Annotated in this window: 21 protein-coding genes; 13 read left to right on the forward strand and 8 right to left on the reverse strand. The window is 61.1% G+C overall.

Annotated elements, in window-relative coordinates:
* Window positions 1–440: 440 nt before the first annotated feature.
* From FHS89_RS02855 to arfB, 3 genes are all read left to right on the forward strand, one after another.
* On the forward strand, window positions 441–1,649 hold the full coding sequence (locus FHS89_RS02855; RefSeq protein WP_184008262.1) for an aminopeptidase P family protein: 1,209 nt from the start codon (window positions 441–443) through the stop codon (window positions 1,647–1,649).
* A 382-nt stretch (window positions 1,650–2,031) separates the two neighbouring features.
* Window positions 2,032–2,664: a queuosine precursor transporter gene (locus FHS89_RS02860; RefSeq protein ID WP_184008264.1), complete on the forward strand. Its 633-nt coding sequence runs from the start codon at window positions 2,032–2,034 to the stop codon at window positions 2,662–2,664.
* Between the two features lie 297 nt (window positions 2,665–2,961).
* Window positions 2,962–3,381 (forward strand): alternative ribosome rescue aminoacyl-tRNA hydrolase ArfB, encoded by a 420-nt coding sequence (gene arfB, locus FHS89_RS02865; protein WP_184008266.1) that lies wholly within the window; start codon window positions 2,962–2,964, stop codon window positions 3,379–3,381.
* 117 nt (window positions 3,382–3,498) lie between these two features.
* On the opposite strand, the gene FHS89_RS02870 is transcribed toward arfB, so the two are convergent.
* Complete coding sequence (locus FHS89_RS02870) at window positions 3,499–3,786, reverse strand: ArsR/SmtB family transcription factor (protein ID WP_343051321.1); 288 nt, start codon at window positions 3,784–3,786, stop codon at window positions 3,499–3,501.
* Window positions 3,787–4,202: 416 nt separating this feature from the next.
* Here FHS89_RS02870 and FHS89_RS02875 point away from each other — a divergent pair, with 416 nt between their 5' ends.
* The 3 genes from FHS89_RS02875 (at window position 4,203) to FHS89_RS02885 (ending at window position 5,700) form a co-directional block, all read left to right on the forward strand.
* Window positions 4,203–4,550, forward strand: a complete 348-nt coding sequence (locus tag FHS89_RS02875; RefSeq protein ID WP_246413525.1) for a c-type cytochrome — start codon at window positions 4,203–4,205, stop codon at window positions 4,548–4,550.
* 71 nt (window positions 4,551–4,621) lie between these two features.
* Entirely contained in the window at window positions 4,622–5,488 is an 867-nt protein-coding gene (ppk2, locus tag FHS89_RS02880; RefSeq protein WP_184008272.1) for a polyphosphate kinase 2, read from the forward strand.
* Between the two features lie 17 nt (window positions 5,489–5,505).
* The gene (locus FHS89_RS02885) at window positions 5,506–5,700 is read left to right on the forward strand and encodes a YgaP family membrane protein (protein WP_184008274.1); all 195 of its coding nucleotides are present in this window, start codon (window positions 5,506–5,508) and stop codon (window positions 5,698–5,700) included.
* Between the two features lie 52 nt (window positions 5,701–5,752).
* Here FHS89_RS02885 and FHS89_RS02890 read toward each other — a convergent pair whose 3' ends face one another.
* Window positions 5,753–6,205, reverse strand: coding sequence for an Lrp/AsnC family transcriptional regulator (locus FHS89_RS02890; protein ID WP_184008276.1), 453 nt, complete (start codon window positions 6,203–6,205; stop codon window positions 5,753–5,755).
* 72 nt (window positions 6,206–6,277) lie between these two features.
* On the opposite strand from FHS89_RS02890, the gene FHS89_RS02895 reads away from it, so the two are divergent.
* Both FHS89_RS02895 and FHS89_RS02900 read left to right on the forward strand, forming a co-directional pair.
* The gene (locus FHS89_RS02895) at window positions 6,278–6,871 is read left to right on the forward strand and encodes a LysE family translocator (protein ID WP_184008278.1); all 594 of its coding nucleotides are present in this window, start codon (window positions 6,278–6,280) and stop codon (window positions 6,869–6,871) included.
* Window positions 6,872–6,932: 61 nt separating this feature from the next.
* Window positions 6,933–8,192: a DNA polymerase IV gene (locus FHS89_RS02900; RefSeq protein ID WP_184008468.1), complete on the forward strand. Its 1,260-nt coding sequence runs from the start codon at window positions 6,933–6,935 to the stop codon at window positions 8,190–8,192.
* Between the two features lie 258 nt (window positions 8,193–8,450).
* Here FHS89_RS02900 and FHS89_RS02905 read toward each other — a convergent pair whose 3' ends face one another.
* The 3 genes from FHS89_RS02905 to FHS89_RS02915 are packed head-to-tail and all read right to left on the reverse strand — an operon-like array spanning window position 8,451 to window position 12,576.
* The gene (locus tag FHS89_RS02905) at window positions 8,451–9,311 is read right to left on the reverse strand and encodes an N-formylglutamate amidohydrolase (protein WP_184008280.1); all 861 of its coding nucleotides are present in this window, start codon (window positions 9,309–9,311) and stop codon (window positions 8,451–8,453) included.
* A 58-nt stretch (window positions 9,312–9,369) separates the two neighbouring features.
* Entirely contained in the window at window positions 9,370–11,817 is a 2,448-nt protein-coding gene (gene hrpB, locus FHS89_RS02910; RefSeq protein WP_184008282.1) for an ATP-dependent helicase HrpB, read from the reverse strand.
* 6 nt (window positions 11,818–11,823) lie between these two features.
* Window positions 11,824–12,576 carry a DUF3108 domain-containing protein gene (locus tag FHS89_RS02915; RefSeq protein ID WP_184008284.1) on the reverse strand — a complete coding sequence of 251 codons (753 nt, stop codon included), beginning with the start codon at window positions 12,574–12,576 and terminating at the stop codon, window positions 11,824–11,826.
* A gap of 103 nt (window positions 12,577–12,679) precedes the next feature.
* Here FHS89_RS02915 and meaB point away from each other — a divergent pair, with 103 nt between their 5' ends.
* Window positions 12,680–13,678 carry a methylmalonyl Co-A mutase-associated GTPase MeaB gene (meaB, locus tag FHS89_RS02920; RefSeq protein WP_184008286.1) on the forward strand — a complete coding sequence of 333 codons (999 nt, stop codon included), beginning with the start codon at window positions 12,680–12,682 and terminating at the stop codon, window positions 13,676–13,678.
* A gap of 174 nt (window positions 13,679–13,852) precedes the next feature.
* A complete protein-coding gene (gene rpmB, locus FHS89_RS02925) occupies window positions 13,853–14,140 on the forward strand; it encodes a 50S ribosomal protein L28 (protein ID WP_184008289.1) in 288 nt (95 codons plus the stop codon).
* Between the two features lie 57 nt (window positions 14,141–14,197).
* Here the strand turns inward: rpmB and FHS89_RS02930 are convergent, their stop codons facing one another.
* Window positions 14,198–14,881: an NAD-dependent deacylase gene (locus FHS89_RS02930; protein ID WP_184008291.1), complete on the reverse strand. Its 684-nt coding sequence runs from the start codon at window positions 14,879–14,881 to the stop codon at window positions 14,198–14,200.
* Window positions 14,882–14,930: 49 nt separating this feature from the next.
* Between FHS89_RS02930 and FHS89_RS02935 the strand changes: the two genes are divergently transcribed.
* On the forward strand, window positions 14,931–15,404 hold the full coding sequence (locus tag FHS89_RS02935; RefSeq protein ID WP_184008293.1) for a low molecular weight protein-tyrosine-phosphatase: 474 nt from the start codon (window positions 14,931–14,933) through the stop codon (window positions 15,402–15,404).
* Window positions 15,405–15,410: 6 nt separating this feature from the next.
* On the opposite strand, the gene FHS89_RS02940 is transcribed toward FHS89_RS02935, so the two are convergent.
* Both FHS89_RS02940 and FHS89_RS02945 read right to left on the reverse strand, forming a co-directional pair.
* Window positions 15,411–15,689: a hypothetical protein gene (locus FHS89_RS02940; RefSeq protein ID WP_184008295.1), complete on the reverse strand. Its 279-nt coding sequence runs from the start codon at window positions 15,687–15,689 to the stop codon at window positions 15,411–15,413.
* Window positions 15,677–15,973 (reverse strand): hypothetical protein, encoded by a 297-nt coding sequence (locus tag FHS89_RS02945; RefSeq protein WP_184008297.1) that lies wholly within the window; start codon window positions 15,971–15,973, stop codon window positions 15,677–15,679. Before FHS89_RS02945 ends, FHS89_RS02940 begins: the two co-directional genes overlap by 13 nt.
* Window positions 15,974–16,075: 102 nt before the next feature.
* Here FHS89_RS02945 and lepA point away from each other — a divergent pair, with 102 nt between their 5' ends.
* Window positions 16,076–17,875: a translation elongation factor 4 gene (gene lepA / locus FHS89_RS02950; protein WP_184008299.1), complete on the forward strand. Its 1,800-nt coding sequence runs from the start codon at window positions 16,076–16,078 to the stop codon at window positions 17,873–17,875.
* Window positions 17,868–18,647: a hypothetical protein gene (locus FHS89_RS02955; RefSeq protein ID WP_184008301.1), complete on the forward strand. Its 780-nt coding sequence runs from the start codon at window positions 17,868–17,870 to the stop codon at window positions 18,645–18,647. The genes lepA and FHS89_RS02955 overlap by 8 nt, the downstream gene beginning before the upstream one ends.
* Window positions 18,648–18,656 lie beyond the last annotated feature (9 nt).

Below are 18,656 nucleotides of genomic sequence, written 5' to 3' on the forward strand. Positions count from 1 at the left end.
CAGACCGGTCGTGCCATAGGTGCCAAGCGTCGGCAGGAACGGTTGCTCTGCCGCCAGTGCGGCACTGGAACAGCTCGCCGTCAGCAGCGCCACAACCGCCGCGCGCCGGACCGAATGCCACAACTGGGCTTTTCCAACCGTGTCAGGATGCGGTGCCATGTGTCCCCTAATGCGTGGTCTGCGGCCACCATATGAGAGCAGGCCGGTCATTGCTTAAAACCGCAATACCCCAATGCCAACACCCCCGCAACGATCGCCTGACAGGCACTCGCGTCAAGCCCGATGACAAACCGGATTTTTCATGGCATGGATCGGATCAGCATCCGGCGATGGCGTCGCCGGGGTGGCCGCGTGTGCCACCCGCATTCATCAGCCCTGAACGCCGGGGCGGATGGGGTCGGGGCTGTGGTTCCGATCCGCTTAAATCGGAGCTAACACACATGACCGATCGTCCTCAAATGTACCGTTTCGAGAATGGCGCGCGCGCGCCGCTTCCTTTTGCGCAGGCCGAATATGACGCGCGCGTCGCCACATTGCGCAGCGTGATGGCTGCCGAAGGGGTGGATGCCGCGATATTCACCTCGATGCACAATATCGCCTATTATACCGGGTTTCTGTATTGCTCCTTTGGGCGGCCCTATGGCGCGGTGGTCACCATGGACAGTGTCACCACGATCAGCGCGGGCATTGACGCGGGCCAGCCGTGGCGGCGGGGGGCGTTCGACAACCTTGTTTATACCGATTGGCAGCGGGACAATTACTGGCGCGCGATCAAATCCGTGATCGGCAGTCCGGCGCGCATCGGCATCGAAGGCGACCACCTGACGCTGCAACAAGCGGGCAAACTTGCCGATTTCCTTGGTGCTCCGACACTGGATATTGCCGGGGCCGTGATGGCCCAACGAATGATCAAGTCAGAGGCAGAGATCGCCCTCATCACCCATGGTGCAAATGTCGCGGATATCGGCGGCTACGCGATCCGGGAGGCGATCCGCCCCGGCACGCGGGAGATCGACGTGGCCATGGCAGGCCGCGACGCGATGGAGCTGGAGATTGCGGGCCGCTTCCCCGATGCGGAGTATCGCGACACTTGGGTCTGGTTCCAGTCAGGGCTGAACACCGACGGCGCGCATAATCCCGTGACTGGCCGCGTGTTGCAAAAGGGCGATATCCTCAGCCTCAACACCTTTCCGATGATTTCGGGCTATTACACGGCGTTGGAGCGGACGCTTTTCGTGGGCTACCCCGATGCGGCAAGCCTCAGGATGTGGGAGGCCAATGTCGGCGCCCATGAGCTTGGCCTGTCCCTGATCAAACCGGGGGCGACCTGCTCGGGCATCTGTGCGGAGATGAACGCGTTTTTCGCGGACCGGGATTTGCTACAATACCGCTCCTTTGGCTACGGACATTCCTTCGGCATCCTGAGCCATTATTACGGGCGCGAGGCCGGGCTCGAGTTGCGGGAGGACATCGACACGGTGCTGGAGCCGGGCATGGTCGTGTCCATCGAGCCGATGATCACCATCCCAGCGGGGCAACCGGGTGCGGGTGGCTACCGCGAGCATGATATTCTGGTGGTGACGGAGGACGGGGCAAGGAACATCACTGCTTTCCCCTACGGCCCAGAGCACAACATCATCGAAGCGTAACAGAGGGTCGCGCCCTCCCTCGGGTGGGCGCGATGCCTTCGCCGCGATACGCTTTATCGTTCCACGTCATTCGCGGGTCGTGCTTCTTGCCAGCGGACCAATGCGCCCTCCCTGAGCCAGTCCGGCGGCCGTCCGAGGGGGCCGCCGAAATAGACCCGCTGCGCGATTTATGGTGGAGCCACCTTCGGCGTTCGGCATGTGACAAACCTTGAAAAGCGGCCGCCTGAGGAGCGGGCGGCCGCTGGACTGGCGCCTTCGGCTTGAATCCAGTCCATTATCTTCACCCTTGCCAACGCGCCGATCCTCCCGTATTTGCCCCGTCCATCCAGCCATGGGGGCTGGTGGAAGTCTCCGCGACCTTCCCTAAAAAACGGATTATGACATGACCAAACCTTTCCTGATCGGCGTCGCCGCCATGGCCGCCGTTGTTGTCCTTTCCAATATCCTGGTGCAGCACATCCTGTTGGATGGCCTTCTGACATGGGGCGCGTTCACCTATCCGATCGCTTTCTTGGTGACGGATCTGACCAATCGGTTCCTTGGCCGGGATGCCGCGCGCAAGGTGGTGTTCGTCGGCTTTGGTGTCGGTGTGATCTGCTCCCTGATCGCGAGCCAGATTGTTGGTGAATATGGCCCGCTCACAACGCTGCGCATCGCGGTTGGCTCTGGCATTGCATTCCTGACCGCGCAACTGATCGACATCGCTGTGTTCAACCGGTTTCGCGCAGGCACATGGTGGCGCGCGCCCTTGGCATCGACCCTTGTTGGCTCCACCATCGACACCGCGCTTTTCTTTACCATCGCGTTCTCTGCGAGCTTTGTCTGGATGGACCCGAGCGAGCCGAACGCATGGGCGCGTGATATGGCACCGCTTCTGACCGTGGGGCCGGAAATGCCGCTCTGGATCAGCCTTGCCGTGGCGGATTGGGGGGTAAAACTTGCGCTCGCCTTAGTGGCGCTTATCCCATTTGGTGTAATTTCTGCCAGCCACCGCAAGATTTTGCTTGAAAAGTGAGTCGGGTATGTCACGCTCCTAACTGTTTTTAACCCACAGAAAGGAGGTGATCCGATGTCAAGTGATCGTTCGGAGAAGATGGTGCGGTTTCAAGAGGAGCAATTGGTCTAGAAGGCAACCCTGACTAGACTAAACTCCTTGAGGACTACGGCCCATGCCGGATCACCTCTCCACATCACGAGGGTCGCGCAGGACTGGCGCGGCCCTTTTCTTTTGTCTCACTTTTCCTCGGACTGGCTTCTGCGCCAACACCCTCCGCACATTTCAGAATCCCGACAGACCTGCTAAACGCCCCGAATGCTTCGCGTGACTGACCATATCACCCTTGAGGACTGGGAATTGACCGAGCAATTCGTGCGCTCCTCCGGCCCCGGTGGGCAGAACGTGAACAAGGTGTCCACGGCTGTCGAGTTGCGGTTTGAGGCGGACCGCTCCCCCAACCTGCCCGGCCATGTGAAATCCCGGCTCAAACGGCTCGCCGGGCGGCGCTGGACGAAAGACGGCGCGATCCTCATCACCTCTGAAAAGCACCGCTCGCAGGCGATGAACCGGGAGGATGCGCGCGAAAAGCTCGTCGATCTGATCCGGCGCGCGACGGAAAGGCCAAAACGGCGTATTCCGACCAAACCGACCCGCGGCAGCATTGAGCGTCGGATCAAGGCGAAAAAGGCGCGCGCGGGGATCAAGGCGGCGCGCGGCACCGTTGACCCGGAATAATCAGGCTATTTGGCTTGAATGCTCAGCGTGCGAACAGCGGCGTCCTGTCCATGGCGTCGGTATTGATCTCCTGACAACGCCTAGGCGCTGCAAAGACATGAAGAGGCGGCGGCTGACCTAGTGTTGGGTTTTGCAGAACATGTCGTAGATGAGTTCCATCATCCGGCGCGGCTGCTCCCCAGAGAGGGAGTAGTAGATCGTCTTGCCGTCGCGCCGGGGCGTCACCATGCCCTCCAGCCGCAAGCGGGACAGTTGCTGGGACACGGCGGCCTGACGTGCAGAAAGCAGGTTTTCCAACTCCGTCACCGACTTCTCGCCGGAGGCGAGGTGGCACAGGATCATCAACCGCCCCTCATGGCCCAGCGCCTTGAGGAAATTCGCGGCTTCGGCCGCGCTGCGGGTCATTTGGTCCAACTCGGCTTCAGTCAAACCGTCTTGTGCGTTTTCACGATCCATTGACCCGTTCGCTCCGCCGACTGCGTTGAGGCATTTTAAGGACGCATGAAAACGCAGTCCAGATATGCCGTGATTTCTCGCCCGATTCGTAAAAAGTGTTTATCGTCTAAAAATTGTGACAGTTTTTAAGGCGGTTTGATGACATTTATGTGTCATCTCATCGGTCACAGACCGGACCTGATCCAAAATCAGCAGGCTGCACGCGGAAATTTGATCTCAGGTGCTCCACTATCCTCTTAGAATCGCTTGACCTTCCACCGGGTGGAACGCCGATCAACAGTGCACGATTGTTTTGACAGGGGAACGGAATGAAGCGGGCAATTTTGGCAGGACTCCTCATTGGGAGTATTGCAGCGATGGGGTGGATGTTCTGGGCAGGTGCCAGTGAGCCGCAGCCAGAGGCCGCGACCGGGCCGATGATTCCGCCGCTCAGCCCGCTCGCTTTGGCCGGGCAAAACAGTTTCAACGCGCAATGCGCCGCCTGCCATGGCGAGAATGGATTTGGCTCCCCCCAAGGGCCGCCCTTGATCCATGTGATCTATGAACCAAGCCATCATGGCGATTTCGCATTCGTCCGGGCGGTGCAGCAGGGGGTCAGGGCGCATCATTGGCGATTCGGGAATATGCCTGCGCAGCCGCAGGTGTCCCCCAATGAGATTGCCAGCATCATCGCCTTTATCCGCGAAGTTCAGGTGGCCCACGGTATCCGCTAGGATTTGATCCATGGCAAAGCGCCCTCGCGCGACATGGCCCATAGTGGCCCGTGTAACGAGAGGACGTCACGATGAAGGACATGGAGCACGCCACCGGGCCGATCCGATTTGACCAGCTTAGCTATCCCTATGAAACGCGCATCAGCCGCCGCAGTTACGAGCGGCAAAAGGCGCAGCTTCAGGTCGAATTGCTCAAGCTGCAGCAATGGGTGAAGGAGACCGGCCAGCGCGTCGTGATCCTGTTTGAGGGGCGCGATGCGGCTGGCAAGGGCGGCACGATCAAGCGGTTCATGGAGCATCTCAATCCGCGTGACGCGCGCGTCGTGGCACTCAACAAACCGACGGAGGAAGAGCGGACACAGTGGTATTTCCAACGCTATGTCCAGCACTTGCCCAGTGCCGGGGAAATCGTTCTGTTTGACCGCTCATGGTATAACCGCGCAGGGGTGGAGCGGGTCATGGGTTTCTGCGATCCAGCGGAATACCTCGAATTCATGCGCCAGACCCCGCAGTTTGAGCAAATGCTCACCCGGTCGGGCATCCATCTGTTCAAATACTGGTTTTCCGTCACGCAAGAGGAGCAGCGCGCCCGTTTTGCCAGCCGGGAGACAGATCCGCTCAAACAATGGAAGCTCAGCCCGATCGACCGGGCGTCCCTTGGCAAATGGGATGACTATACCGAAGCCAAGGAAGCGATGTTTTTCTACACCGACACGAAAGACGCGCCGTGGACCGTGATCAAATCCGATGACAAGAAACGCGCGCGGCTCAATTGCATGCAGCATTTCCTCGATACGCTGCCCTATCCCGATCGCAACCACCGGATCGCGAAAGGCCCCGACCCGCTGATCGTGGGCGAGGCAGCCCATGTGATCCACCAGGACAGCCATATCCTTGGCAAGTCCCTCCACCCGGAACAGCGCAAATCCGCGCCCTGATCGAAGGAGATCATCCCATGACATTTTGCAGAAATATCGGCCCGATGGAGCAGTTTTTGCGCATCAACCTTGGTGTTGTGCTCCTGTTGATGGTGTTCATGGGGCCGCAAACCCCATGGGGCTTGATCGGCATTGTGCCGCTGGTGACGGGGATCGTGCGGTTCTGCCCGCTCTATCTGCTCACCAAGGGCAATCCGTTCACGCGGGCCTGAATCTGGCTGCGCCAGATGCCTCCGGCGGGAGGTATTTGGGGAAAAAAGAAACCTAGGCGCGCTCATCCTTGGGCGAGCCCATCACGACATAGGATGTGATGGAGTTCACCTGTGCCAGCGTGCCAAGCACATCGGTGTGAAACACCTTATACGCGGCGAGGTCCGACACCTCGACCCGCAAGAGGTATTCGATGGTGCCCGTGATATTGTGGCATTCCCGCACTTCCGGGGAGCGGGCGATGGCGCGCTCAAACGCCTCTTGCGCGGCTTTTGTGTGGTTGTTCAGGCCGACGCCCATATAGGCAATGAAGCCGGTGCCAAGGGCGGCGCGGTTCAGCGTTGCGCGGTAGCCGGTGATGATGCCGGCCCGTTCCAATTCCTGAACCCGCCGCAGACAGGCGGAGGGCGATAGGCCGACACGGTCGGCCAGATCGGTATTGCTGATCCGCCCGTCGCGAGCCAGCACTTGCAATATTCGTTCGTTTATCTGGTCTAGCTTGGTCATAGCTTGTGAATTTTTCGCATATGCGCTGCAAAACGCAAGCTCATTTCGTGAAAGAGCGCGCATTGTTGCGCTATGACTTATGACCTTATCACCGCGCTCATCCTGTTTGCCTTTGTTAGCTCCATCACGCCGGGGCCGAATAACCTGATGCTCATGGCGTCGGGTGCCAATTTCGGCGTGCGGCGGACGGTGCCGCATATGCTGGGTGTGGCGCTTGGTTTTGTCGTGATGGTGCTGGTGGTCGGCGCGGGGTTGATACGGGTGTTTGACGCGGTGCCGGTGCTGCATCTGGTGCTGAAGGTCGTTAGCGTGATCTACCTCTTGTTCCTCGCATGGAAAATCGCGCGCGCCGCACCGCCCAAGCCGGGTGCGGAAGGCGGCACGCCCATGACATTCCTGCAAGCCGCGGGATTTCAATGGGTTAACCCGAAAGCATGGGCGATGGCGCTGACTGCGCTCACGGTTTACACGCCTGAGCAGACGGCCCTTACGATCCTGACTGTCGGCGTGGTGTTCGGGCTCGTCAATCTGCCATCCGTGGGGTCATGGGCCATATTGGGCCAACAGATGCAGCGGGTTCTGACAAGCCCTGCCAGATTGCGGCTGTTCAACTACACCATGGCTGTGTTGTTGATCGCGTCGCTCTACCCGGTGCTGTTTCCCTGAGCAGCACCGGGGCGCGTTCCCCGCTGGATGTGGGTGCGATGTTTGCGATATGTTCGCGCGCATGGACGCATTGTGTAGAGAGTGTTTGACGGCATTTCACGGCACGGGCCGATGCCCGGCATGCCGCTCTCCGCGCGTGGTGCGCAACGCGGAATTGTTCGATTTGTCCATCGCGCATATGGATTGCGACGCCTTTTATGCTTCTGTTGAGAAGCGGGACAATCCCGTGCTGGTCGATCAGGCGGTGATCATCGGGGGTGGGCGGCGCGGCGTGGTGTCAACTGCGTGCTACAACGCACGGATCAAGGGCGTGCGCTCGGCCATGCCGATGTTCAAGGCGCTGCAACTGTGCCCCGAGGCCGTTGTCGTGAAACCGCGGATGGAGGCTTATGTCGAGGCGTCCCGCGCGATCCGGGCGCTGATGGAGGAGTTGACCCCGTCGATTGAGCCGCTTTCCCTTGATGAAGCGTTCCTTGATCTGACCGGCACTGCGCGGCTGCATCGGGCGCCACCGGCGACGCTAATGGCGGGGCTTGTCCGCCGGATTGAGCGGGAGGTGGGCGTGAGCGCCTCTATCGGGTTGTCGCATAATAAGTTCCTCGCCAAGGTCGCGTCCGATCTGGACAAGCCGCGCGGGTTTTCGGTGATTTCGCGGGCAGAGACCGACGATTTCCTGATGGCTCAGAGGGTCGGGATCATATGGGGCGTTGGGCGCGCGATGCAGGACCGGCTGGCGCGGGACGGGCTGCGCACCATCGCCGATGTGCGGCGGCAGGAAGAAACCGATCTGATTGCCCGCTATGGCAGCATGGGGCGGCATATCTGGCGGCTGGCCCATGGGCAGGACGCTCGCCGGGTGTCGCGATCCCGCGCGGTCAAGTCGATCTCGAAAGAAACGACATTCAACGCGGATACGGGCGATATCGACGTGCTCGACGGGCATTTGTGGCGTTTGGCTCTGGGCGTATCGGACGGGGCCAAGGCGAAGGGCTATATGGGGCGCACCGTGACGCTGAAGGTCAAGCGCGCCGATTTTCGGCAACTCACGCGGCAGGTCGCGTTGGATCAGGGCACGCAACTCACGGACACGATTTATCGCCGGGCGCGTGATCTGTTGGATCAGGTGATCGACAAAGGGCCATTCCGCCTGATCGGCGTGGGCCTTTCGCATCTGCACCCTGATGAGGGTCAGGCAGAGGTGCCGGACCTTCTGGATCCGACGGCAAAACAGCGCCACGCCGCCGAACGCGCGCTTGATTCGATCCGCAACCGGTTTGGAAAGGATTCGATTGGAAAGGGGCGCGGGCTTCGCGGAAAATGACGCAGCGCACACAAAAGTGAGCGGTGAGTGCAGGGCTGCTACTCTGCCGATTTCCGCAGGGTTGAAGTTTTCCTTTTTATTTCAGTGTTTAAGGGGCGTCAGGATATCTTGACAAAACTGCACTCTCGCACTTGCAATATGTGCAGCGCAGCATATACTCATCCTCACAATGCTTGCATTGTCGCCCTTCCATGGGCGTTTCCTCCCTAGACTTGGGCCGTGTCTTCGTGACACGGCCTTTTTTTCATCCAGTGAAGTTTATTCGGCGGCGAGGCTGAACCGTTCCGGCCGGACATGCACAAGCCGGGAAATCACGTCGGTGATCCGGGCTTGCACTTGTGCGAAATCCGCCCGTTTGCGCAACGTGCGCTCTTCCATGTAAAGGCTGCGATCAATTTCGATCTGGAGCGCATGCAGGCCCTTTTCGGGTTTGCCATAGGTCTGGGTGATATGCCCGCCTGCAAAGGGGGTGTTGCACGCCACCCGGAACCCCGCCGCGCGAAACCCATCGACAGCCGCGCCCATCACCCATGACGAGCAGGCGCTGCCAAACCGGTCCCCCAGCACAATTTCCGGGCGCGGGCTGCCATTGGCCGCAAGACCGCGCAGCGCATCGCGGGGCATCGAGTGGCAATCAAACAGCACGGCCAGACCATGCGCCTCCCGCGTTTGGTCGAGCAGCCCGCTCAGCGCCGCGTGATAGGGGCGGTGGCAGGTGGCAAGCCGCTCTTCCGCAGCGGCAAGGGTGATCTTGCCCTGCCGAATCGCGCGACCCTCCGCCACGACACGCGGGATCACGCCCAACCCGGCGGCAAGGCGCGGATTGAGCGCAGTGCGCCGGTCCATCGCGATGACCGCAGGGTCAAGCTCCGTCTCTGATCGGTTCAAATCGACATAAGCACGCGGGAACCGTGCTGCGATCAATGGTGCGCCAAGGGACGGTGCCGCCGCAAACAACTCATCCACATATGCATCCTCAGACGACCGCAAGGTCAATTCATCGAGCAGGCTGTCCCGCAAAAACGCCCGTGGGTAATCCGCCCCGGAATGGGGAGAGCTGAACACAGCAAGGCTGTGATCGTCCTCAGGCAGGGTCAGGGTATAGGCTGCGTGCTTCAACAATTCCTCCCGGTTGCCCTATCTATATAGCCTGCGCGCGGCCTGCGTCGATACTGGCTTATGTGCCGCGCGGTTTGGCGCGCCGCGTCGGATCGGCGGTGAGCGGGTCTTCGGGCCATGGATGGCGTGGGTAGCGCCCGCGCATGTCCCGCCGCACATCCGCATAGGACGACGCCCAGAAACCCGGCAAGTCAGACGTCATCTGCACGGGGCGCCCTGCGGGGGACAACAGGTCAATGCGAAGCGGCACATGGTCCGGCCCGATGGTTGGATGGGCCGACAGGCCGAACATCTCCTGCAAGCGGATGGCCAGCGCCGGGCCGCCCTCCCCGTCATAGTCAATCGCAACGCGGCTGCCGGTCGGGGCGGTGAAATGGGTTGGTGCCAGCGTATCGAGCATTTGGCGCGCGGGCCAATCAAGCAGCGCCTCCAAGGCAGGCAGCGGATCAAGGCGGTACAGGGCATCGGCATCGCGACAGCGACCCAGATAAGGCATGAGCCAGTCAAGATCGGCGGCAAGCGCCGCGTCCGACAGATCCGGCATCTCCTCCGACCCGCGCTGGCGCAACCACATGACACGCCCGCGCAGCCGCAGCGCGGCCTTGCTCCAGCCAAGGGCAGAGAGGCCCAGATGCCCCACGCCCTCCGCCGCTGCCATGGCGATGGCGTCCTCTGGCGCATTGGGCCAGCGGCGATCCTCCAACACCAGTGCGTCGAGCATCAGCCGCTCCCGCGCCTCGACCCGCCTGTGCCGCCGGGACCATTCGCAGATCCGCACCTCCCGCAGCCGATCGGCATGGAGCGCGCGGATTTCACTCTCACTGACGGGCAGTGCCATGCGGATACGCGCTTCGGTCTGATCCCCATCGAGATCGGCGGCAACCAACATGCGCTGCCCCGCCAAGGCATCCTCATTGCGCAGCGCCGCGCCCTTACCCCCCGAGAGCAGAAAACGCGGCGCGTCGCCCGCCCGCCGCAGCCCGATCCGATCCGGGTAGGCAAGCGACAGAATGGCCCCGGCTGACTGCGCACCATCCCCGCCTTTCGGGATCAGGCGGGCAAGGCGCGCGGCCTCCGCCTGCGCATCGCTGAGCGCGGACGGGTCAGCAGCCCCGCGATCCTGCCCCGCGAGCACCTTAAGGCGCAGCCCCATATCCGCCTGATCCGCACCGCGCAAAATATCCCGACCCGACAGAAGTGCCGCAATCTGGGCCGTCTGGCGCGATGGTGCGGCCAGCAGCATATGAGCAAGGCGCGGATGGGTCGGCAGCTTGGCCATCGCGCGGCCATGGGCGGTGATCTGCCCGCTCGTATCAAGCGCGCCGAGCCGCTGCAGCAAGCCGCGCGCCTCCGCCAGCGTGCCCTCGGGCGGCGGCGTGAGGAACGGCAGGGTGTCTGCCCCCCAGAGGGCAAGGTCCAGCGCCAAGGGGGCAAGGTCGGCGGCTGCGATCTCTGGCGGCGGGAAAGCGGCGAGCGCGCCCTCCTCCCCCTTGGTCCACATCCGGTAGCAGGTTCCGGCGGCCACCCGCCCGGCGCGACCCTGTCGCTGCGTGGCCTCCGCCTTGGTCACTCGTTCGGTCACGAGCCGCGACATGCCAGAGCCGGGATCGTAACGCGCGCGCCGCGCAAGGCCCGCGTCAATCACGATGCGCACATCCTCAATCGTGAGGGAGGTTTCCGCGATGGAGGTCGCCAGCACGACCTTCCGCTGGCCTGTTGGGGCCGGGCGGATCGCGCGCCGCTGCTCCTTGAACGGCAGGCCGCCGTAAAGCGGGCAAAGCATGGTGTTCTCCGGCAGGGGGCCAAGCGCGCGCGCGACGGCCCGTATCTCCCCCGCGCCAGGCAGGAAAACCAGCGCGCTGCCTGCGTTGTGCGCAAGAGCGCGGTGAATCGTTTCGGCCACATCCGGGGCAAAGCCGCGCCAATCCCGCCGCGGCGGCTGTTCGGCATGGTGCAGCGTCACCGGAAAGGCCCGCCCGGCGGATGTGATGAGCGGTGCGTCGCCCATAAGCTGCGCCACCGGTTCCGCATCCAGCGTGGCGGACATCACAAGGAGGTGCAGGTCAGGCCGCAAGGCCTCCCGTATCTCAAGACACAATGCCAGCCCAAGATCGGCATGGATGGATCGCTCGTGGAATTCGTCAAAAACCACACAGCCGATGCCCTCCAGATCGGGGGAGGACTGGATCATCCGGGTTAGGATGCCTTCTGTCACCACTTCGATCCGTGTCTCAGGACTGGTCTTGGCCTCCCCCCGCATCCGGTAGCCGACACGGGCACCCACTGGCTCCCCGAGCGTGTCGGCCATCCGCTCGGCGGCGGCGCGGGTCGCGATGCGGCGCGGCTCCAACATCAGGATGCGCCCCGTGATGCGGCCCTCTTCCAGCAGGGCAAGGGGCACGCGGGTGGTCTTTCCTGCGCCGGGCGGGGCTTGCAACACGGCTTGCCCCGCTTGGGCCAAGGCCGCAAGCAGGCCCGGCAGCGCCTCTTCGATGGGGAGCGTCATCGGCGGCTATTCCGCGCGGCGGACCACCATGGTGCCCATGGATGTGGGGCCAGAGATTTTCCACACTTCCCAAAGCCCGTCAGCCATGGGCCGCAATTCGAGCGTGTATGGAAATTCCTTGTCACTATAGGGCTGCCCCGCGTCATCATATTTGACACGGGTATAGACCAGATCGCAGGCCAGCCGTCCATCCGGCGCTGGCCGGGCCGGTTCGATGTCCGATACGGTTCGGCGGGAGCCGCTGAATGTCTCCACCCGCCTGTCGCAGATATCCTCCGGCGTGCCGGGCCATGTGAGCGCCATCAGGGCAGACACGGGATCAAGTGTGCCTTCTTGCGTGTCGAGCGGTGGGATCGGGTCGTCATCCGGCTCCCGCTCCGGCGCATAGGCCACGCGCACCGGATTGCCGCCCTCGTAATCCATCGACAGCGTGTAGGTTTCCCCATCCCAAAAGCCCGAATGGGTATAGCCATCGGGGATCAAATTCCCCTCCGTCGTCACGTCGCCCGTCACGGTCGCAGTGAATTTCGCGTCCGCAAACAACCGGACAAGCCCCGCGCTTTCGGCGTTGAGGGTAAAGACATACCGCCCCTCCGCCGCCTCACCGATGGCGGTGGCAGTCGCGGTGCGGAACCCGCCGACATAGACGAGATAATCCTGACTGAAGGTCGCCCGCTCCATCGGGCGGGCCGCGCCCATGGCAGGCACAGTGCAGCCGATTGCGGCCATCATCAGAAATGTCACCGGTTTCATCACCATGATGAGCACGCGCCCTTTTCAGCAGATACGAGGAACTATACCACTTGTGTGAACAGATGGTGAAGTCACAGCTTCGATAGTCAAGTGAAGGAGGCATGGCGCCGTGCAAGCCCCCGAAGAAATCGCAAAAGCCATTCAAGCGGGCGACCGGCGGGCGCTGTCACGGGCGATCACCCTTGTCGAATCCACCCGCGCGGATCATCGCGCACAGGCGCGGGCGCTCTTGCGGGCGGTGGAGATGCCCGGAAAACCAGCGTTGCGGATCGGGCTGTCCGGCACGCCGGGTGTGGGGAAATCCACGTTTATCGAAGCGTTTGGCCTGATGCTGATCGCGCGGGAATTGCGCGTTGCGGTGCTGGCCGTTGATCCAAGCTCGGCCCGGTCGGGCGGGTCGATCCTTGGGGACAAGACCCGGATGGACCTGCTGTCACGCGCGCCAGAGGCGTATATCCGCCCCTCTCCCAGCCGGTCCACGCTGGGTGGCGTCGCGCGCCGCACGCGAGAGGCGATCCTGTTGTGTGAGGCCGCCGGGTTTGACGTGGTGCTGGTCGAAACCGTCGGCGTTGGCCAGTCAGAAACGATGGTGGCGGACATGACCGACGCGTTCCTTTTGCTGCTCGCGCCTGCGGGCGGCGACGAATTGCAGGGGGTCAAGCGCGGGATCATGGAAATCGCCGACATGATTCTGGTGAACAAGGCCGATGGCGATCTGAAATCGACCGCCGTGCGCACAACGGCTGATTACGCAGGTGCGCTGCGGCTGTTGCGAAAGCGGCCTCATGATCCAGAGGGGTATCCACGCGCCAAACCCGTCTCCGCAACGGAGGGGCACGGTTTGGAGGAGGCATGGGTTGATTTGACGACCCTGCTCAACTGGCGGCAGGCGCAGGGTATTTTCGATCAGCGCCGGGCAGAGCAGGCAACCTACTGGTTCCGGCAGGAAATCGAAGAAGGGCTACGGAGCCGGTTCCGGGCCGCGCCGGGTGTGGCCCAACAGCTTGCGCGATTGGAGGCGCAGGTGAAAACGGGTGACATCACGCCGGAGGACGCGGCGGAGCAGGCGCTTGAAGCGTTCATGCACGCGAAATCGGGTTTGGCGTGACCTCGGGCGGGCCAGCGGGCCGGCTCGGGACCGGCGAAGTCGGACAAATTCACACCCCCGCTTGACGCCCCGTGCCCTTGTGCGTAAACGATCCCACCGATAGAGATTTCGGGCCGCGCGGGTGACTCGCGCCACGGCCCTCAACGTACACTTAGATAAGATGAGGACGACATCATGTCTCGTCGCTGCGAATTGACTGGCAAGGGCGTTCTGACTGGCAACAATGTCAGCCACGCAAACAACAAAACCCGCCGCCGGTTCCTGCCGAACCTGAACGATGTGACCCTGATGAGCGACACGCTCGGGCGCAGCTTCAGCTTCAAGGTGGCTGCTTCCACCCTGCGCACGGTGGATCACCGTGGTGGGCTTGACGCGTTTCTGGCCAAGGCGAAGGTGGACGAACTGTCCCCCAAGGCGCTGAAGGTCAAGCGCGACATCGAAAAGGCGCTCGCCGCCAACTGATCCTTTGCGATCTGGAATTTGGGCCCCGCTTGGCTGATGCCACGCGGGGTTTTCGTGTTATGTGCCAAGCATCTCGTTGACCCAGTCCGGCACGATGCGTGAGGCCGGGCCATAGCGCCCATCGTCGAACCGCCCGCCGGTTGGCTCCATGTTCAACTCCAGCGCTGGAATACCCATGGCGCGGGCTTCGGCCACGAAACCGGCGGCGGGGTAAACCTCCCCGCTGGTGCCGATCGCGACGAACAGGCTGGCCTGTCGCAACGCCATGTCGATCTCCTCCATATGATAGGGGATTTCCCCGAACCAGACGATATCCGGGCGCAGTGCCGGGGTGGCGCATTTGGGGCAGGGCGTTTCGGTCGTCAGGTCGTCGCGCCAGTCCATCCGTTGATCGCAGGCAAGACACCACGCGCGGGTCAACTCCCCGTGCATGTGGATCACGTCCCGACTGCCCGCCCGCTCATGCAAATCATCGACATTCTGAGTGATGAGCGTGACGGATCGCTGCGCCGCCAATGTGGCAAGGGCGGCGTGCGCCGGGTTCGGGCTGGCATCAAGGCAATTGCGCCGCCGTGCATTGTAGAAATCATGCACCAGACCCGGATTGCGGGCATATCCTTCGGGCGTTGCCACCTCGCTCAGGTCGTATTTCGTCCACATCCCGTCCTTGTCCCGAAATGTGCCCAGCCCGGATTCGGCTGAAACGCCCGCACCCGTGAGGATAACAATCCAATTGCTCATACCCGATACCTCCGTTAAGTTCCTTTAAAAGACTAAAGAACGAAAACAAATGACGACCAAAATTCTTTTTGTATGTCTGGGGAACATATGCCGCTCACCGACCGCTGAAGCGATCTTTCGCGCGCGCGCGAATGAGCTTGATGTGGAATGTGACAGCGCTGGCACGGGCGGCTGGCATATCGGGAACAGCCCGGATCCGCGCAGCATCGCCGCCGGGCAGGCCCATGGCTATGATCTGACACCGCTGCGCGCCCGCAAGGTGCTGCCTGCCGATTTCCATCAGTTTGATCTGATCATCGCGATGGATAAGGACAATCTGTGCGATCTTGAAGCGATGGCCCCTGCGGGCAGTCGGGCGAGCGTGGCGCTGATGCGCGATTTCGCCTCCGGCCCGCGTGGTCGGGACGTGCCCGATCCGTATTACGGGAATGATGGGTTTGAGCTTGTCATCGCCCAGTTGGAAGAGGCGATCGACGGGCTGATCGCCACCTTTCGCCGTGACATGAGAGAGGCGGGCGAATAATCCCGCTCACGAGCAGGTCGCGGCAACGCCATTCATCACGGCTTCCATCCGTTCCATCATGCCTTCGGACTCTGCCATTTTCATGATGGCGTCCATGTCCTGGTTCATCATCCCGATGAGCAAGTCCTGCTCATCCGCGCTGAGTTCGCCTTGCATTTGCTGTTCAAAACAGGCGCATTGCGTGGATGTTCCGCCATCCTCTTGGCAGACATCAGCCAGTGGTCCGGCATGGGCAGTCAGTGGTCCCGCGATAAGCAGCAGGACCGCAGGTATCAACTTGGGCATTGAAGCTCCACAGCAGCGGAAAACGCGACGTAGCGCTGCATGAACGCTTCCGCGTCACCAGCCATGTCCCGCAGCGCCGCGCGGGTGGCGGCGGGACCAGGCATCATCATCACGACATAGGCCTGATCATCCAACGTCAGAGAGGTCGCGGCCATTTCCGCGAAACAGGCGCATTGCGCGGGCGTGCGCCCACCGTTTTCGATACAGGCCGCCCCAATATCAGCCGCAGACGCCGCCGTTGTGGAAACCAGAAGTGTGAAAGCTGCAAAACCAACATATCGCATGGACTTTTCCCCCGAAAATTGCAAATGAAGCAGCATGTTCCTCTGCCTCACTTCCCCCAAATGCAGACTGGACAGGTATACACCTATTAGTCAGGCAAAACTATGACTGAGCTCGCGAAAATCCGCAACTTTTCCATCGTTGCGCACATTGATCACGGCAAATCGACGCTGGCAGACCGTCTGATCCAGCTAACATCGACCGTTGCCGACCGTGACATGAAGGAACAACTGCTTGATTCGATGGATATCGAGCGGGAGCGTGGCATCACGATCAAGGCGAACACCGTCCGGCTGGAATACACGGCAAAGGATGGGGAGACCTATATCCTGAACCTGATCGACACGCCCGGCCATGTCGATTTCGCCTATGAGGTCAGCCGCTCCATGCGCGCGGTCGAAGGCTCGCTTCTCGTGGTGGACGCCTCGCAAGGGGTGGAGGCGCAAACGCTCGCCAATGTCTATCAGGCGATGGAAGCGGATCATGAGATTGTGCCCGTGTTGAACAAGGTTGACCTGCCTGCGGCTGAACCCGCCCGCGTCCGCGAACAGATCGAGGATGTGATCGGGATCGACGCGTCCGATGCGGTCGAAATCTCGGCCAAGACCGGCATCGGCGTGCCCGACGTGCTGGAAGCTATCGTCACCCGCCTGCCCGCGCCCAAAGGGGAGCGTGACGCCCCCCTCAAGGCGATGCTGGTGGACAGCTGGTATGACGCCTATCTGGGTGTGGTCGTGCTCGTTCGTGTGATCGACGGCGTTCTCAAAAAGGGCGACAAGATCAAGATGATGGCCACGGGCGGCCTTTACCCGGTGGAGCGTGTTGGCGTGTTCCGCCCGGGTATGCAGCCCATCAACGAGCTTGGCCCCGGCGAGATGGGTTTCCTGACCGCATCCATCAAACAGGTCCGCGACACCCGCGTGGGTGACACGATCACGACCGAGAAAAAGGGCACGGACAAGCCGCTACCGGGCTTCAAACCCTCTCAACCCGTGGTGTTCTGCGGCCTGTTCCCGGTGGATAGCGCCGAGTTTGAGGATCTGCGCGACGCGATCGAAAAGCTGTCGCTGAATGACGCGTCTTTCAGCAGTGAGATGGAAACATCCGCAGCACTTGGCTTCGGCTTTCGCTGCGGGTTCCTTGGCCTGTTGCACCTCGAAGTGATCCGCGACCGTTTGGAGCGGGAATACGGGATCGACCTGATCACCACCGCCCCGAGCGTGATTTACCATGTCTATCTGCGCGATGGCACGATGCTGGAAATGCACAACCCCGCCGACATGCCCGATGTGGTCAAGGTCGACCGGGTGGAGGAGCCACGGATCAAGGCAACCATCCTTGTGCCTGACGAATTCCTCGGTGATGTGCTGAAGCTGTGTCAGGATCGGCGCGGCATGCAGCTTGACCTCACCTATGTCGGCACCCGTGCGATGGTGGTCTATGACCTGCCGCTCAGCGAAGTGGTGTTCGACTTCTATGATCGCCTGAAATCGGTGTCCAAGGGCTATGCCAGCTTTGACTATGAGATGATCGGCTATGCCGAGGATCAACTGGTCAAGATGCAGGTGCTGGTGAATGAGGAGCCTGTGGACGCGTTGTCCATCATGGTCCACCGTTCCCGCGCGGAGGCACGGGGTCGGGTGATGTGCGAAAAACTCAAAGAGCTGATCCCGCAGCACCTGTTCAAAATCCCGATCCAGGCGGCCATCGGCGGCCGCGTGATCGCCCGCGAAACCATCTCCGCCCTCCGCAAGGACGTGACCGCCAAATGCTATGGCGGGGACGCAACGCGGAAGCGCAAACTGTTGGACAAGCAAAAAGCGGGTAAGAAAAAGATGCGCCAATTCGGCCGGGTCGAAATCCCGCAGGAGGCGTTTATCAATGCGCTGAAGATGGATGGGTGACGAGCGCCCGGAAAACGATCCAGTGGATCGTTTTCAGCGAGGAACGGGCAGCGCCCCGGACCTAGAAACAATGAGGCTGGGGGCAATTCATAACTTGGACGCTCCCTTGGCCGCCCTTCCAGAGCTTTTTGTTCGCACGGACGGTTTATGCGAGGCACTTGATAATAGCCGTAGGGAAGCAGTAAGTCGCGAGATCGCGATGATTTCTAGTTCGGCATTTGTTGCGATTCGTCAGGCTTCGATAGCTATCCTGATTGGCTCGCCGCTTTCTAGCGCATTACTTCATCGTTTCGTCATCGAAGCTGGCGCATATTTGTATATTCTCGCCGACGAAATGGAGAGAAATGAGACTGAGTTTCACCAGCTATGGCTCAATCGGAACACAGAGAATGGTTTTCGGAATAGATGGAAGAACCAATTCAAAAAGATCGCTGCAGCGCGCGAACCTTTGCTTTGGCCATTGTGGCGGCATTTCAATGAGCGATTGATTTCGAATGGCGCGCATCCTAATCCAGAAGGACTTGAGAGGATTTCAGAAACCGATTACCAGTCTGTTGAAGACGGGCTACTCAGCGTTTCTTATCTGAGTAAAAATCGCGTTAGATCTACGATCGAACATGCGCAAGCAGCATTAATCTTGAGCTATTGTTGTGAACCGATATTGAACTCTGAAGCTCATCCTCACTTACATGACTGCAGGGTTTACCTGATTAGTCTCCAAGCTGCGTTCGCTGAAGCTAACGGTGATCCAATCACGTTTGAACGGATATAACAGACAAAC

Origin of the sequence: Rubricella aquisinus (assembly GCF_014199445.1) — a bacterium.
Classification (GTDB): domain Bacteria; phylum Pseudomonadota; class Alphaproteobacteria; order Rhodobacterales; family Rhodobacteraceae; genus Rubricella; species Rubricella aquisinus.

Coding starts and splice junctions, on each gene's coding strand:
- FHS89_RS02855 (WP_184008262.1), top strand. CDS start 441: ATGACCGATCGTCCTCAAATGTACCGTTTCGAGAATGGCGCGCGCGCG.
- FHS89_RS02860 (WP_184008264.1), top strand. CDS start 2,032: ATGACCAAACCTTTCCTGATCGGCGTCGCCGCCATGGCCGCCGTTGTT.
- arfB (WP_184008266.1), top strand. CDS start 2,962: ATGCTTCGCGTGACTGACCATATCACCCTTGAGGACTGGGAATTGACC.
- FHS89_RS02870 (WP_343051321.1), bottom strand. CDS start 3,786: ATGACCCGCAGCGCGGCCGAAGCCGCGAATTTCCTCAAGGCGCTGGGC.
- FHS89_RS02875 (WP_246413525.1), top strand. CDS start 4,203: ATGTTCTGGGCAGGTGCCAGTGAGCCGCAGCCAGAGGCCGCGACCGGG.
- ppk2 (WP_184008272.1), top strand. CDS start 4,622: ATGAAGGACATGGAGCACGCCACCGGGCCGATCCGATTTGACCAGCTT.
- FHS89_RS02885 (WP_184008274.1), top strand. CDS start 5,506: ATGACATTTTGCAGAAATATCGGCCCGATGGAGCAGTTTTTGCGCATC.
- FHS89_RS02890 (WP_184008276.1), bottom strand. CDS start 6,205: ATGACCAAGCTAGACCAGATAAACGAACGAATATTGCAAGTGCTGGCT.
- FHS89_RS02895 (WP_184008278.1), top strand. CDS start 6,278: ATGACTTATGACCTTATCACCGCGCTCATCCTGTTTGCCTTTGTTAGC.
- FHS89_RS02900 (WP_184008468.1), top strand. CDS start 6,933: ATGGACGCATTGTGTAGAGAGTGTTTGACGGCATTTCACGGCACGGGC.
- hrpB (WP_184008282.1), bottom strand. CDS start 11,817: ATGACGCTCCCCATCGAAGAGGCGCTGCCGGGCCTGCTTGCGGCCTTG.
- FHS89_RS02915 (WP_184008284.1), bottom strand. CDS start 12,576: ATGGTGATGAAACCGGTGACATTTCTGATGATGGCCGCAATCGGCTGC.
- rpmB (WP_184008289.1), top strand. CDS start 13,853: ATGTCTCGTCGCTGCGAATTGACTGGCAAGGGCGTTCTGACTGGCAAC.
- FHS89_RS02930 (WP_184008291.1), bottom strand. CDS start 14,881: ATGAGCAATTGGATTGTTATCCTCACGGGTGCGGGCGTTTCAGCCGAA.
- FHS89_RS02935 (WP_184008293.1), top strand. CDS start 14,931: ATGACGACCAAAATTCTTTTTGTATGTCTGGGGAACATATGCCGCTCA.
- FHS89_RS02940 (WP_184008295.1), bottom strand. CDS start 15,689: ATGCCCAAGTTGATACCTGCGGTCCTGCTGCTTATCGCGGGACCACTG.
- FHS89_RS02945 (WP_184008297.1), bottom strand. CDS start 15,973: ATGCGATATGTTGGTTTTGCAGCTTTCACACTTCTGGTTTCCACAACG.
- lepA (WP_184008299.1), top strand. CDS start 16,076: ATGACTGAGCTCGCGAAAATCCGCAACTTTTCCATCGTTGCGCACATT.
- FHS89_RS02955 (WP_184008301.1), top strand. CDS start 17,868: ATGGGTGACGAGCGCCCGGAAAACGATCCAGTGGATCGTTTTCAGCGA.